Here is a 14,730-nt window from a genome sequence, read left to right on the forward strand (position 1 = left end):
ATTGTTAATATCCTTGATTTTGTCTTGCATGATTGACTTCATTTTTCGCCATGTATGCTGAAATAATATCTTCCTCTGAAAAGCCCAGCGCAGAGCCGAGTGTAACATAGTCGTTAAATAAATCGATATACGCTTGGACAGACAAATATTCACTGAATTTTGCCGTTTTTTGATAAACGTTTAAAAAAAGATCGGTCAGGCTTTTATCGATTTTTCTTGCTTTCATTTCCGGCAGTTTTTCAATATACAATTCATGGCCGATCGACAATAAAAAATGAAGGCCGTCTACATACTCTTCCAAAATAACCTCTCTGTCGGAAGGCGGCTTAACGCTCCAAAATTTAAAGCAGCGCGTTTCATTAGCCAATTCGCCAATTTCGACAAGCAAGGCTAAAACTTTTCTCTCGATCAGCCTTTCTTCCTCCAAACCGTGTTTCTTTTCAATTTTTTCATCCAATTCTTTTTGCATTTTATATAACTGTTCAAAATCCATTTTCTCAACCCCTAAAATATATCTAAAAAAATTATAGCAAATGTGATCATGAATGAAACCCCTTCAATTCCTTTTTCGTAATGTATATGTATGAATATGACCTTCGGGGAGGTTTAAAGTAAATGATTGTCATCCTTCTTCGTCTTTTCATAATTGCTGCGATTATTTTCCTAATTTATTCATTCATTAAATATTTATTGAACCCGAAGCGAAAGTTAGAATTGGCTCATGAGCAAAAAAAATTTTTCTTTCTTGATGATAAAGAAAATGTCCACAAAAATTTTTTGTTAACGCATAAAGGAGTTTTATTTGAAGGGGAAAAATATTTAGGCACGACTGAAACTTCTTTTGAAGTTATCTCCGTTTTTATTTGGACATCTACTCCAAATAAGTTAAGGGGGTTTACAAAAGAAGATTTTCAATTTATAGAATCGAAAATAAAAGAAGCATATCCTTACGCCAAAATCGACTGGAAAAGTCCAATTAAAGAGTTTTTGAATCGGAACGAATCGGAATTCCCGACACTATCTTAAGACGGCAAAAAAGAAAGAGCAGCTTGACATTCCCGTTCAAAATTGACAGCGTTAAAAGACTATGCGGTCCATGACTGGACGATCATGGTGTCGCTTTTTTGATCAATCTATGCAACATTTCTGATTTAAAAAGAAAATAAGCATTCTGAAGGCAGTTCCCATTGCGGGAGCTGCTGTTAGCTTCCATTTCTATTTTTATCCCATTACCTTTTCTCTTCCTCTATGAAATTTTGTAAAACAGCTCAGTAATTGTTTATAATTTTTCGAAGTCTCCTTTTTAATTGGGCTTGGTCACTTTCATTATAAAACAGAGTGCTTCGTAAATTTTTAATTTTGATGATATTCTTGATCCCAACATTTAGTATAGAACCTAAATTTTTTGCATCGGCCTAAAAAACCTTTGATCTTTTGACTTTTTTCACTGTCGAGAAACGTAAAGCCATAATCGTTTACCTTTTCAGCCATATAAAAATCCCCTCCAAATAGAAGTGCAGCATCCGCGAGTCATTGCGCAGATTTTTTACACGTCTACTTAAAGGGGATCAATAATGTGCTGTTCAATTATGTCCAGCCCAAAAGGCAATGTACGTTTATAGGTGGCTTGCTTTTTCGATTACTTATTTAATTCAGCTTTAGCTGTTTCGGCGAGTTGTGCAAATCCTTTTTCATCATTTACTGCTAAGTCAGCAAGCATTTTTCTGTTTACTTCAATGCCAGCAAGCTTTAAACCGTGCATGAACCGGTTGTAGGAAAGACCGTGAATGCGCGCAGCAGCATTGATTCTCGTAATCCAAAGCTTACGGAAATCGCGTTTTCTTTGGCGACGGTCACGGTATGCATACATTAAAGATTTCATTACTTGCTGGTTAGCAACTTTATATAAACGATGCTTCGAACCGTAATAACCTTTTGCAAGCTTAATAATTTTTTTGCGGCGTCTGCGTGTCACTGTACCGCCTTTAACACGTGCCATAATGCATTCCCTCCTAAAAAATCGAAGTTAAAAATTATTTTATATTGTCAAGCATTTGATGAATACGTTTAAAGTCACCTTTGCTTACTAATGCTGGTTTGCGAAGTTTGCGTTTTTGCTTTTGAGTTTTGTTAGCGAATAAATGACTAGTAAATGCATGAGACCGTTTCAAATTTCCGTTCCCAGTTTTTTTAAATCTTTTCGCAGAGCCGCGATGAGTTTTCATTTTAGGCATAAAAGGATCCTCCTTCTATTTCTTTTCGTTTTTCGGTGCTAGCACTAGAAACATGCTGCGCCCATCCATTTTCGGCTTCGTTTCAACAGAACTGATGTCAGCGCATGCTTCAGAAAATCTTTCTAGAACTCGTTGGCCGATTTCTTTATGGGTAATCGCTCTTCCTTTAAAGCGGATCGATGCTTTCACCTTGTCACCCTTCTCCAAAAATTTCCGAGCATTGCGAAGCTTTGTATTAAAGTCATGCTCTTCAATTGTTGGGCTTAGGCGGACTTCCTTCACATTAATAACTTTCTGCTTTTTACGCGCCTCTTTTTCTTTCTTTTGCTGCTCGAAGCGGTATTTTCCGTAATCCATGATGCGAGCAACCGGCGGTTTTGCATTCGGAGCAACAAGAACGAGATCCAAATTGGCATTTGCGGCAATATCAAGCGCTTCTTGCCGTGATTTAATGCCTAACTGATTACCGTTCTGATCGACCAGTCGAACTTCACGAGCGCGGATGCCCTCGTTTACTAACATGTCTTTGCTAATAATGAGCCACCTCCAAGATTTTATAAACAAAGTGCACGTTCGCCTTGACAGAGCTTATACATTCGTTTATGCAAATAAAAAACGCGTAGACGCACACTGCACCCACACGTTGAATACACGAACTTTTTGTCCAATGTATAAACCTGTCAACAGCAACGATGTGCGTCAATCAGGTGAGAAGCGGGTGCTTCTGCTTGTTCTCCTTGACTATAATATTCTACCATGGCAAAGCAGCTTTGTCAAAACAACATTTCTTCAAAAACGATATCATTTTAAACTATTCAAACAGAAAATGCAAGAGTCTATTTGAACATACATAAATCGGAATGGAGTGGACATGATAATCAATATATCATATAACTATTGGAGTGATCGAAATGGATGCAAACCGCGTAAAACAAATTTTATCCTCGCCGGCTGATATTGAAGTTCTCTATAACGGAGCTTCCGTTTGGATTGATCAGCTAAATGAAGATGGAAAAACAGCAACCGTTCATGTAAGAGGTCCGTTTAAAGAACGTACGGTTGTAAATATTTCTGAGCTTGAAGAAAAATAATTCCTCCATTGTTTTAAACATTATTGATATAAAATAGCTCCCAATGCTCCGGTAAAAGAACCGTTTGATAAAAATATGCTTTGCAGACCTGTCATGGAATCAAAGCTTTGGATGATTTGTTGTAAAGGAGGGTTTTGCGAAATTGCAGCTCCAACATAGACACACGTGTCCACTTGATGAAGCTCGGCACATTGCTTTGCCAAAAGAACGATCGTTTCACCAATCAATTGAAATAACGCTGCAGCAGCATCTTTTTTCCGGGCTCTCGATAAATCCGGATTGCCAAAATTAGCAGCGGTTAAATCTCCTAAAATTGGTGGAGCCTCTTCTCCATACAAATCTTTTACCAACAAATCAACATGGCTTCGATCACCTTTTTTCGCCAAATCAACGATTTGATAAAAATTGCTCTCCTGCAAAATGAGCCGGCTTAAACCGGAAATAACACCGCCGCCGATACCGCTACCAAGCAGACGCTCATAACGCTCGCCCTTCATAAGGAAAAAAGATGTTCCCGTTCCGATACTGACGATTAAAAAATCGCTCTTTGGCTCCTTTCCTTCTTTTACTAAAAGCTCTCTTGTTCCTATACAAACTGAATCAAATTCTGGAATAAAGGTCACATCAGCGCCGGTCAATTTTTCTTTTACTTTTGCAGCTCTGCCTCCTGTTATTCTATAGCGGGCAGCCGGCTTCAATCTCTTCATCCAAGAAAGAGCTTGATCCATTTCATCAATTGGAAACCATTTATACCGATATCGCCCATGTTCAACATAAGCAATTTTTAATAAACTTCCCCCTGCATCAATTCCTACTATTTCCATCCGTACACCCCTCGCTTATGTTTCAAAAAAAGGAAATCAGCAAACGCCGATTTCCTTATTTTCTCCCTTCTTTTCCAACAGATACAGCAAATGTCTCCAGCGGCATGGATTCTGATTTTTGTTCTCCATACTTTCTGACATTGACCGTCTCATTTTCTGCTTCTTGATCACCGACAACGACCATGTACGGGATTTTTTGCATTTGTGCCTCACGAATTTTATAGCCGATTTTTTCATCCCGAATATCGACTTCAACACGCAAGCCTTCTTGCTGAAGACGCTGTTCTACTGTTTTGGCATAATCAAGATGCACTTCCGGCGAAACAGGGATGACTTTCACTTGCACAGGCGCAAGCCAAGTTGGGAAGGCGCCTTTATATTCCTCAATTAAGAAGGCAACAAACCGTTCCATCGTTGAAACAACTCCGCGGTGAATAACAACTGGTCGATGATGTTTGCCGTCTTCGCCAACATATGTTAAATCAAGCCGTTCCGGAAGGAGAAAATCTAGCTGAACAGTCGATAATGTTTCATCTTTTCCTAAAGCCGTCCGCACTTGTACATCCAATTTCGGTCCGTAAAATGCCGCTTCACCTTCCGCTTCATAATAATCCAGCCCGAGTTCGTCCATTGCGGCTTTCAGCATCGACTGGGCCTTTTCCCACATTTCATCATCATCATAATATTTTTCTTTATCCTCAGGATCGCGGTAAGATAATCGGAACGAATAATCTTTTATACCAAAATCCTCGTATACCTCTTCAATAAGACGGACAACTCGGATGAATTCGTCTTTAATTTGATCCGGCCGCACGAAAATATGCGCATCGTTCAACGTCATCCCGCGAACACGCTGCAGCCCTGTCAATGCACCTGACATTTCGTATCTGTGCATTGTTCCAAGTTCTGCAATGCGGATCGGCAATTCCCGATAGCTGTGAATTTCATTTTTGTAAATCATCATATGATGCGGGCAGTTCATCGGACGCAATACAAGCTCTTCGTTATCCATCTTCATTGGCGGAAACATATCATCTTGATAATGGTCCCAATGGCCGGAAGCTTTATAAAGATCGACGCTGCCGAGAACAGGTGTGTATACATGCTGGTATCCGAGTTTAATTTCTTTATCAACAATATAGCGTTCGATAATCCGGCGGATAGTTGCACCTTTTGGCAGCCAAAGCGGCAAGCCTTGTCCAACCTTTTGAGAAGTGGTAAACAGGTTTAATTCTTTTCCAAGCTTGCGATGATCCCGCTCTTTCGCTTCTTCAAGCATGCGGAGATGTTCTTTAAGCTCTTCTTTTGTAAAAAATGCTGTACCGTATATGCGTTGAAGCATTTTGTTTTTGCTGTCTCCACGCCAGTAGGCGCCGGCTACGCTGAGCAATTTAAATTCCTTTATTTTTCCGGTAGAAGGAACGTGGATTCCTCGGCATAGATCGAAAAATTCTCCTTGCTCATATATGGAAATGATTTCGCCTTCCGGAATATCATCGATAAGCTCAAGCTTTAAATGGTCGCCGATTTCCTCATACATTTTTTTTGCTTCATCGCGGCTTACTTCTTTACGAATAACCGGCAAATTTTCGCCGACAATTTTTTTCATTTCTTTTTCGATTTTAGGCAAATCTTCGTGTGAGATCGTTTCATCCATATCGATATCATAATAAAAACCGTTTTCAATGACGGGCCCAACTCCCAATTTTACATTTGGGTAAAGCCGTTTAATCGCTTGCGCCATTAAATGTGCTGTACTATGTCGTAAAATTTCTAACGCTTCTTTTGTATCAGGCGTCAAAATTTCAATATGGCCGTCTTGTTCAATCGGGGTTTTTAAATCAATAAGCTTTCCATTTATTTTACCTGCAATGGCTTTTTTCTTTAATCCAGGGCTGATGGATGCAGCGATTTCTTCCGTTGTTGTTCCGTGCGGAAATTCTTTTACAGAACCGTCTGGAAAAGTAATTTTAATGGCTTCTTTCATCTTCTTTCCTCCTTTGTTTTTTCTTGCAAAAATAAACACCCGTCCCTAAAAGAAGGGACGAGTGTTGTATGTAAAACCCGTGGTTCCACCCTAGTTCCCGCTCAAAACTTTGCGCGGCTCATTTTGATAACGGAACAATCCGCCAGCTATTACTTGGCAAAAGCCGTTCACAGCTGAAGTTTAGAGGTGGTAAGAGCATTACACGAGTTAGGAAGGTTTCAGCCTGTGCCTTCCCTCTCTTTGAACTGTGATAATACTCCCGTGTCCTCATCATAACCTTTTCGTGATGAATGATTTCAACCGTATTATAGACTGATTCGCCACCAAAAATCAAGGAGTACTGAAAGAAACTTATCGTTTTTGAAAGCTAGCCCTTGAAAAAAATCGAACCCGTTCCTGAAAGATGTTTTGGATCGTTTGAATCATTGCTTCCTCCTGTTGATCGGAGTATATATAAATTTCTAAAGGAGCAATGGATACAAGCGGGGCCAGCAAATGGGAATCAATATACATCGGGTGGCGATAAATAAATTCCCGATCAATCCACTTTTTCAATTCCAGCTCTTTTATTTCGATGAACTTTTCATTAAACACTTGAAAGGAAGTATCATGCAAAATATGAATCGTTGATAATTTCGGTTTTTTATTGAGAACATATTCCCGCAAGCTTTGAATAAAATTTTGGTATTCCTGCTCCATTTTATACTCTTCAATGGAGAGACCGACATATTCCGAAAGTCTTGATAAATAATCAGACAAGCGGAATTGAATAAATGATTCTATAGAAAAAGATTGGTTTGGCCGAAGGAAATTCGTTAAAGCAGAAATAATTAAGTTTTCTCTCGGCTCAAAATGTTTGATCATTGGAATTTCCGCCCGCTCTCCTTCCAAGATCGATTGAGCAATATGTAAAATTTGCTGTTTTTCATCTTCATCCTCAAAATAAAATTGTTTTTCAATTATAAAAAGAAGGAGACGGGGCTCTTTCACATTTAGAAAAAAGTCAACAAATGATGGTACGAGCACATCAGATATAAATGTTTCCCAATCATCTGTTTCACATGTTAATACTGTGCCGTTCAGCAAGGCTGCTTGGAAATCAAAGTTTTCCTTCTCTGTATTAAGCAATTGATGCAGATAAGAAGCTTCTTTTTCCGTTTGAAAAGTTATTTCCAGCAAAAAAAGATCCCCCCCTTTATATAGCAAGTCCTGTTTCTATATATATGGGGGGATGGCATTATTTAGAAGTGTTTGCTGTCCAGCGGTTATTCTTGTCTGCGATTTTTTCCTTTCAATTCCACGGGAATGGCCAAAAAACGAATCCTTTCCATAATTCTTTTTGCCTTTAGCTGTTCTATTTCGCCTTTTTGTGAATAAGTCAGGTGGTGTTCCAATTCGCTAAAATTAAAGTTGGATGTAAAAAAGGTCGGTAAATTTTCAAGCATGCGGAATTGGAGAATCGAGCCTAAAATGTCGTCTCTCATCCAGCTCGACATCGATTCAGCACCAATATCATCAAGCATTAATACCGGAATTTTTTTAACCGCATCAATCTTTTCATTCAGTGAATGATCTTGAAGTGCGCTTTTTAACTCCCTGACAAACTCCGGAACATATACAAGCATGGAAGGAACGCCTTTTTCCGCCAGCTCATTCGCGATCGCTCCAAGAATAAATGTCTTTCCCACGCCGAAGGAACCGTATAAATACAATCCTTTTAACCGATCATTCTGACCGTATTGCTCAACAAAATCTTGCACGAGAGACACTGCCTTCAGACGGTTCGGTTCGTTTAAATCAATATCCTCAAGGTGTGCATTGAGGATTTCCTTTGGTACATACATGCATTTAATGAGCGATTCTTGTTTTTTTCGAGCATCATATGCTTCTTTTCTTGGGCATTTATCATATTTCAGGTCGATTGTTTTTCTTTCAATAATTAATGTAGGGTGATATCCTTTTAAAATATTTTTGCACTCATCTAAATTTCGGCATTCACGGCAAAACTTGCTCTGCGTTACAAATTCATACAGTTTGCCTAAGCTGCGGTCAATCATATGTTCATCGATTTGATTTTTATGCTTTTCTAAAAATAACCTGACATCTTTGTCCGATTTTATTTGCTGTTTCAAGTTCAAATACGTTTCCCGAAACCCTTTGCTGTTCATGAATTGTTTTAAATGATTTTGCAGGGATTCCATCTTCCTCCCTCCTTTCACCTAGTCCTTCTGTTTATTTTTATATTTTTTAATCCGCTCCTGCAGCTTTTGTTTTTCTTTTTCAAACGCTTCCGGATCGATGTTTTCTACCTGTTGATTTTCGTTTTCCAAAAGCCATGAAGGGAGTTTTTCTTTTCGAACGATTTTTTTGCTGTCAGTCTTCTTATCCTTTGTTTCCGCCCAAGTTAAATATTTCTTATGTTCTTTTTTCGCCACATCCACTGCATCCTTCACAGTTTTAATTCCTAATCGAGCCCAGTGGCTGGCAATTTTCTCAACATACGCTCTTGACAATTTCATATTTGTTTTTAGCAGGACATAATAAATTAAAACATTGACAACTCCGGGAAGCAGCTTTTGCTGAAACATGACATCTTCAATAATTTTCAAATCCGCTGCGGACGGTTCAATCCCGCCTGAAATATCTTTTAGAAACTGTCTTGGAGAGATGGATTCAAGCTGTCGAATTAATTCCTTATCTTTTGACTGTTCAATTTCTTCGTCTTTCACCCGCTGATTCAAAGGCTGAAGCCTATCAACAAGCTCTGGAAGACGGTTACCGTGATTCAGCTTATACCAATCCCTCGCCCATTTTCGCAGCTCGTCTAAATTAATTTGCTCATCATGATCCAAAGAACGGATGACCAGATTTTTCATTTCAATTGGATCAATTCCATAAACATATGCTAATTTCTCAACAGCTTCCTTAACCGCAGGCGTGATCGCTTTTTTGGGCACAATATGCTCTGATAAACCGTCATAAAACAATTGAAAATCAAAGGACTGGTTTTGAATCGAAATCGGTTCTCCAGGCGCATGATCAAAAAGCTCCTGATCGTTTTCCTCAGGTTCCATTGCAATATTGGCTGAAAGCTCAGATGGGTGGATCGATTGGTATACTTCATGAAATGATCTTGTCACATCTTTAGCGTTGCTATCAACCGATTTATCGGAAAAATAGCTTTTCAATCTTTGGTACACCGTTTTTCCAACTCTGTTGTATAAATATATGTTCAACATTCCATCATAAAAAAATTGTTTGGGGGAAAGAGGTCGTTGAAGTTCATAAATATATTTTTTCGGTTCGCTTTCATCGACAAGGTATGTTTTTAAAAGACCTATTCCTTCTAATTTCAAACGGTCATGATAAATTTCATTTAATGGGGATTGAGTAACAGCCATTAAAAAATGGTGGGTCGATTCCGTCCCCCAAAGACGGTTTTGTTCAAGCTCACTCCAAAGCGTCATGTATAAGTTTAACGTTCTTGGCCCGATTAAGGGCTGGTACAGTAATGTAAGAACTTTTCGGTCAAATTCATGAATCAAACTGCTCGTACATTTCACAACGTAGCGATCAACAGGCAGCAGCTCTTTCCAGTGATGATGTCCAATCATTTTTTCAAAACCTTCCCAAATAGCATGTCATAATCTCGCAGCTCTTTATGAACGTTCTTTTTTGATCAGTTCTTTCAATTCCTCAATAAAGACATTTATATCTTTAAATTGCCTGTAAACAGAAGCAAATCGAACGTATGCGACTTCATCAATTTCGGCTAGTTTGTCCATCACCATTTCGCCGATCGTTTCGCTTGATATTTCCGATGTACCTAGATTTCTTAGTTCTTTTTCAATATCATGCGCAGCATCTTCCAATTTTTTTAAAGAAACCGGTCTTTTCTCACAAGCTTTAATCATCCCGCGCAAAACTTTTTCCCTGCTGAACTCTTCACGTGTTCCTTCCTTTTTCACAACGATGAGCGGAATTTCTTCCACTTTTTCAAACGTTGTGAACCGATATTGACATTCCTCACATTCCCTTCGCCTCCGAATTGATCTCCCTTCATCGACTGGACGCGAATCTAAAACACGTGTTCCAAAATGGTGGCAGGAAGGGCATTTCATATCACCAGCTCCAATCTTTTTAACTAAATCAAAAAAGCTCTACCTACATCTTATTAAATAGCATTGGATCAGACAAGAAACTTTCAAGTTCTTGTATTTTTGGTATAGATAATTCGACTGAATGAAATGGATTTCTGTCAGTCCGGTCCAATCAAATGATGTTCGAACCGCCAAACAGTGATGGCAGCCATGCCAATAAAAGCTTTTTTATTTTTACATCACTACCATGAATGATTTTAAAAACATCAAAGCCTCTTTTTCATAACGGCTTTGCAGGGGGTAGAATAACTCGGTCCTTTGAGGCCGCAAATAAGATGCCTCTAAATACCATTCAATATGAAATATTATTCTTAATTATAATATAAAAAGAGGTGCAGTAAAAAGCTGACACCTCTTTGCATTTCCATTCAAATTTTATTCTGTTTTTACTTTAAAGTGCTTTTGCTTGACCCTGTTTGATTTGAACAGGACCCATACCGCGAGGAATTTCAATATTTTCGCGCGTTTGAGCACCTAAAGCTTCAGAAATGTAATCCGCTGCAATATTTGGATTTAAATCACCGCAAGTGTACACATCAATGCTAGCATATCCATGCTCTGGAAAACTATGAATTGTTAGGTGTGACTCTGAAATGATCACAACTCCGCTTACACCCTGAGGCGCAAACTTATGAAACGCAACCTCCCGGATTTCAGCACCTGATTTTAATGCTGCATTTACAAACGTTTTTTCAATAAATTCCAAGTCATTCAACTTATCAAAGTCGCATCCCCACAGCTCAGAGATAACGTGACGTCCCATTGTTTCCATAGCCATGGATCCCCCTTTATAAATTTTTATGAATTCTTCGCACTCTGGTATGTTTAACTACCACGGGGGAAAGTTAGTCCAAAGAGGTCCTAACCCTTTAAGTAGCCACATTACCTTGCGTTTAAGAAGTTCACGAAAAATAGTATATATGGTTTGATTTGTTTTTGCAACATACTTTGTCAAAAATTTTGTGCTGAAAAAAGTATCCAAACAAAAAGAAGAAGAGGGTCAATCTTTGTAATGATCAACCCTCCCATCATTTTATACAGCTGCGGCCAATTTATTCAATTTGCTTGCTACAAGTTTTGCTAAATCCACAACGCGGCAAGAGTAGCCCCATTCATTATCATACCATGCAAGCACTTTTACCTTTCTTGTTCCCATAACCATTGTCGTTAAACCGTCGACAATAGCAGAGTGCGGGTTTGTGTTGTAGTCAACCGATACGAGCGGTTCTGAAGAAAAATCTAATATCCCCTTCAGCTTTCCTTGAGAAGCTTGGATAAACGCTTCATTTACCTCTTCAACGGTCACATCGCGTTTTAGATCTACAACAAAGTCTACGAGGGAGACGTTTGGTGTAGGCACTCTTAATGCAAGACCGTGCAATTTCCCTTTTAATTGCGGTAATACTAAGCCGATCGCTTTTGCTGCACCGGTAGTTGTTGGAATGATTGATTGGGCGCACGCTCGCGCTCTTCTTAAATCTTTATGCGGATTATCAATATTTCTTTGATCGTTCGTATATGCGTGGACAGTGGTCATTAAACCATATTCAATGCCAAACTGTTCATCAAGAACTTTTGCAACAGGCGCTAGACAGTTTGTTGTACAAGAAGCATTCGAAATAATGACATGGTTGTCAGGATCATATTGTTCTTCGTTTACACCGATAACAATCGTTACATCTTCATTTTTTCCAGGTGCTGTTAAAATAACTTTCTTCGCCCCTGCCTCAACATGCATCATCGCTTTTTCACGGGAGTTGAATTTTCCTGTCGCTTCAATCACTATGTCCACATCTAGATCTTTCCAGGGAAGTTCAATAGGATTTCGATTGTTCAAAAGAAGCACTTTATGGCCATTTACAATTAAATGATCTTCTTTTGGAATGACTTCTCCTTCAAATTTCCCATGGTTTGTATCGTATTTAATTAAATGAGCCAATGTTTCTGCTGGATAGCTTGCATTGATTGCTACGATATTCAAATCTCCTTCTAAAATTGCTTTTCTGAATACCATTCGGCCAATTCGGCCGAAACCGTTAATGGCAACCTTAGCACTCATGTGAATATCCCCTTCCGGCATTATGTTACACTTTTTATCTCCTATTCTGTTAATTAGTATATCATATTTATAAAATAACGAAACAATTATTTTAATCGTTTCTTAAAAAATATATACTAAAAATAAAAAAAACCGCTCTATTCACGAGCGGATTAACCAATTCCCCAATTCATGAGAATGTTTTCCAATTGCTGTTCCGTTTCTTCTAATGTTCCATCATTATTGATCACTGCATCGGCAAATTTTACTTTTTCTTTCAAAGGCATTTGTGCATTGATGCGTGATAAAGCTTCTTTCTTCGAAAAATTATTCCTTTTCATTAATCGTTCCAGTTGATTTTTTTCTCCCGTATAAACAACAATCACTTTATCCACTAAATGCTTCAAATTGCTTTCAAATAGAAGGGGAATATCGAGAACTACTGCTTTCGCACCTTCTGAGATCAATTGTTCCTGTCGCCTTTTCATTTCCAGCCTGACCTCAGGATGTACAATACTGTTTAGCTTCTCCCGCTTATCTTCGTTTTGAAATACAATGGAGCCTAATCGAGCTCGGTTGATCGTTAAGTCTTCGTTTAATATTTCTTTTCCGAAAGCATTTACGATCTCTGTATATGCTTTTTTGCCGACTTCTACCACTTCTCTTGCAATTAGATCTGCGTCAATAACTGGAATGCCTCTTTTTTTAAGCATTTCAGACACAGTGCTTTTTCCGCTTGCTATGCCTCCAGTTAATCCAATAATCATTGTCATATCATCATTCTCCTTTATCCTTACATGGCCCAAACACCGATCATTATTAATAATAAACCCGGGATAAATGAAAACTTTTCAAAAAACGAATAGGATGAAGCATATCGGCCGGATTTCATTCCAATATAAACAAACATCGTGCTCATACAAGTGACGAAAATAGCTGTTAAAAAAGGTTCATACCCTGCTAAAGCCGCACCGATTCCTGCTCCGAATGAATCGAGCGAAAGAGCGATCCCAAGCAGCAAAGCTTCCACGCCTGTAATCTCGCCAGATCGATCCATATCAACTGCAGCAGGCTTTTTCAATATATGAATGACAATGCCTAACGATTTTAATTCCATATTTAAAATCGTTTTTTCACTCTTTTCCTCATCTTTCTCATCCTCTGATTCATTGTTGCGGAAAAAGGAATATAACACAAACATGCCAAGCAAAATGAAAATAGCTCCGCCAAGCCTATCCGTAAAATAGGGAGGAAGAACACTTTGAGCTATTTGTCCGGCCATCATCGCAGCGAGCAACACAATCGCCGAACAGCATGAAATAGTGATAATCGATTTAATTGGAATTTTTACTTTACGCAAACCGAACGCTAAGCCAACAGAAAAACTATCAAGACTGACTGCCAACGCCAATATTAAAACCGATCCGATTTCCGTCATTTTATCAAATGCCCCTTCTTTCCTTTTATTGCTAACATAGTAATATGAAAACCGCCTAAAATGTGTTCGCTTAAAGAAGGTGGCATAAATCTTTCTACACTTGGCAAGATGAACAAAAATGTGTGCCTCTTCCCCCAATTTTTATTTTTTGGATAGGGCTTCCGCAAATTTTACATTGTTCTTTTTCTCTTGCATAGACAAATAAGTCCAGTTGAAACATCCCGATTTGCCCTTGTGAATTGACGTAGGATCGGACAGTACTTCCTCCTTTTTCAACTGCTTCCTTCAGCGTTTGAATAATTTCCCGATGCAATATTTTCACTTTTTCCGCTGTCAAATCTTTTGCCATCCGCTCCGGATGAATGCCTGATCGAAACAATACTTCATCAACGTAAATGTTTCCTAATCCCGCCACTATTTTTTGGTCAAGCAAAACCGTCTTGATGTTTCTAGAGGTAGACTGAAGCTTGCTCATAAGTCTTTCAGCAGTAAATTGTTCCGAAAAAGGATCCATCCCTAACTGGGACAAAGGAGGATGCTTCTCCTCCTCGCCCTTTTGATACAGATGCATAGTGCCAAATTTGCGAACATCCCGATATCTTAATTCCGTTTCATCTTGAAAGCGAAAAATGACATGTGTGTGTGGTTCAATGGGCTTTATTTTTGGATACAGTCCATATCTTCCTTCCATTCGTAAATGTGATACAAGAACATATCGATCTAAATAAAATTTCAAAAATTTCCCTCTTCTTCCGATTTCATTGATTGTTTCCCCTCTCAAAACGCGGCAAAACTGCTCTCTGTCTTCGGGACGTTTGATGATTTTCGGCCATGATACGATAACTTCATCGATGACTTTTCCTATGACAAGCTCCCTTAATGTTTTTCGAATCGTTTCTACTTCAGGAAGCTCAGGCATTATGTTCACCCCTTATCTACACTCGAAAAAGGCGGGGGA

The 14,730-nt window shown here is 38.7% G+C and carries 17 protein-coding genes and 1 other annotated feature; of the genes, 2 read left to right on the forward strand and 15 right to left on the reverse strand.

The window, feature by feature from the left end; all coding sequences use genetic code 11:
- Positions 1-4: 4 nt before the first annotated feature.
- Positions 5-493: a dUTP diphosphatase gene (locus NSQ44_RS13750; protein ID WP_063387423.1), complete on the reverse strand. Its 489-nt coding sequence runs from the start codon at positions 491-493 to the stop codon at positions 5-7.
- Between the two features lie 122 nt (positions 494-615).
- Here NSQ44_RS13750 and NSQ44_RS13755 point away from each other — a divergent pair, with 122 nt between their 5' ends.
- Entirely contained in the window at positions 616-1,026 is a 411-nt protein-coding gene (locus NSQ44_RS13755; RefSeq protein ID WP_063387422.1) for a hypothetical protein, read from the forward strand.
- Between the two features lie 613 nt (positions 1,027-1,639).
- On the opposite strand, the gene rplT is transcribed toward NSQ44_RS13755, so the two are convergent.
- The 3 genes from rplT to infC are packed head-to-tail and all read right to left on the reverse strand — an operon-like array spanning position 1,640 to position 2,771.
- Positions 1,640-1,999: a 50S ribosomal protein L20 gene (gene rplT, locus NSQ44_RS13760; protein ID WP_063387420.1), complete on the reverse strand. Its 360-nt coding sequence runs from the start codon at positions 1,997-1,999 to the stop codon at positions 1,640-1,642.
- Between the two features lie 34 nt (positions 2,000-2,033).
- Positions 2,034-2,234 carry a 50S ribosomal protein L35 gene (gene rpmI, locus NSQ44_RS13765; RefSeq protein WP_063387419.1) on the reverse strand — a complete coding sequence of 67 codons (201 nt, stop codon included), beginning with the start codon at positions 2,232-2,234 and terminating at the stop codon, positions 2,034-2,036.
- 15 nt (positions 2,235-2,249) lie between these two features.
- Positions 2,250-2,771 carry a translation initiation factor IF-3 gene (gene infC / locus NSQ44_RS13770; protein ID WP_222422773.1) on the reverse strand — a complete coding sequence of 174 codons (522 nt, stop codon included), beginning with the start codon at positions 2,769-2,771 and terminating at the stop codon, positions 2,250-2,252.
- A gap of 68 nt (positions 2,772-2,839) precedes the next feature.
- Positions 2,840-2,970 (reverse strand) — a sequence feature (ribosomal protein L20 leader region).
- A 175-nt stretch (positions 2,971-3,145) separates the two neighbouring features.
- Here infC and NSQ44_RS13775 point away from each other — a divergent pair.
- Positions 3,146-3,325, forward strand: a complete 180-nt coding sequence (locus NSQ44_RS13775) for an H-type small acid-soluble spore protein (protein ID WP_094246321.1) — start codon at positions 3,146-3,148, stop codon at positions 3,323-3,325.
- A gap of 20 nt (positions 3,326-3,345) precedes the next feature.
- On the opposite strand, the gene coaW is transcribed toward NSQ44_RS13775, so the two are convergent.
- From coaW to mutM, 11 genes are all read right to left on the reverse strand, one after another.
- The gene (gene coaW / locus NSQ44_RS13780; protein ID WP_144597650.1) at positions 3,346-4,149 is read right to left on the reverse strand and encodes a type II pantothenate kinase; all 804 of its coding nucleotides are present in this window, start codon (positions 4,147-4,149) and stop codon (positions 3,346-3,348) included.
- A gap of 55 nt (positions 4,150-4,204) precedes the next feature.
- Positions 4,205-6,136: a threonine--tRNA ligase gene (gene thrS, locus NSQ44_RS13785; RefSeq protein ID WP_340857316.1), complete on the reverse strand. Its 1,932-nt coding sequence runs from the start codon at positions 6,134-6,136 to the stop codon at positions 4,205-4,207.
- Positions 6,137-6,487: 351 nt separating this feature from the next.
- The gene (ytxC, locus tag NSQ44_RS13790) at positions 6,488-7,315 is read right to left on the reverse strand and encodes a putative sporulation protein YtxC (RefSeq protein ID WP_063387414.1); all 828 of its coding nucleotides are present in this window, start codon (positions 7,313-7,315) and stop codon (positions 6,488-6,490) included.
- Between the two features lie 86 nt (positions 7,316-7,401).
- Positions 7,402-8,337 (reverse strand): primosomal protein DnaI, encoded by a 936-nt coding sequence (gene dnaI / locus NSQ44_RS13795; protein ID WP_063387413.1) that lies wholly within the window; start codon positions 8,335-8,337, stop codon positions 7,402-7,404.
- A gap of 18 nt (positions 8,338-8,355) precedes the next feature.
- The gene (locus tag NSQ44_RS13800) at positions 8,356-9,750 is read right to left on the reverse strand and encodes a replication initiation and membrane attachment family protein (RefSeq protein WP_340857318.1); all 1,395 of its coding nucleotides are present in this window, start codon (positions 9,748-9,750) and stop codon (positions 8,356-8,358) included.
- Between the two features lie 45 nt (positions 9,751-9,795).
- A complete protein-coding gene (gene nrdR, locus NSQ44_RS13805; RefSeq protein ID WP_340857320.1) occupies positions 9,796-10,257 on the reverse strand; it encodes a transcriptional regulator NrdR in 462 nt (153 codons plus the stop codon).
- Positions 10,258-10,687: 430 nt separating this feature from the next.
- Positions 10,688-11,068, reverse strand: a complete 381-nt coding sequence (gene speD, locus NSQ44_RS13810) for an adenosylmethionine decarboxylase (RefSeq protein WP_063387410.1) — start codon at positions 11,066-11,068, stop codon at positions 10,688-10,690.
- 261 nt (positions 11,069-11,329) lie between these two features.
- Positions 11,330-12,355 (reverse strand): glyceraldehyde-3-phosphate dehydrogenase, encoded by a 1,026-nt coding sequence (locus NSQ44_RS13815; protein WP_063387490.1) that lies wholly within the window; start codon positions 12,353-12,355, stop codon positions 11,330-11,332.
- A gap of 152 nt (positions 12,356-12,507) precedes the next feature.
- Positions 12,508-13,107: a dephospho-CoA kinase gene (coaE, locus tag NSQ44_RS13820; RefSeq protein ID WP_063387409.1), complete on the reverse strand. Its 600-nt coding sequence runs from the start codon at positions 13,105-13,107 to the stop codon at positions 12,508-12,510.
- 20 nt (positions 13,108-13,127) lie between these two features.
- Positions 13,128-13,910 carry a sporulation membrane protein YtaF gene (gene ytaF / locus NSQ44_RS13825; RefSeq protein ID WP_340857322.1) on the reverse strand — a complete coding sequence of 261 codons (783 nt, stop codon included), beginning with the start codon at positions 13,908-13,910 and terminating at the stop codon, positions 13,128-13,130.
- On the reverse strand, positions 13,867-14,691 hold the full coding sequence (gene mutM, locus NSQ44_RS13830) for a DNA-formamidopyrimidine glycosylase (protein WP_340857323.1): 825 nt from the start codon (positions 14,689-14,691) through the stop codon (positions 13,867-13,869). Before mutM ends, ytaF begins: the two co-directional genes overlap by 44 nt.
- Between the last annotated feature and the right edge of the window lie 39 nt (positions 14,692-14,730).

This window comes from Aeribacillus sp. FSL M8-0254 (assembly GCF_038008845.1).
GTDB classification, from domain to species: Bacteria; Bacillota; Bacilli; order Bacillales; family Aeribacillaceae; genus Aeribacillus; species Aeribacillus composti.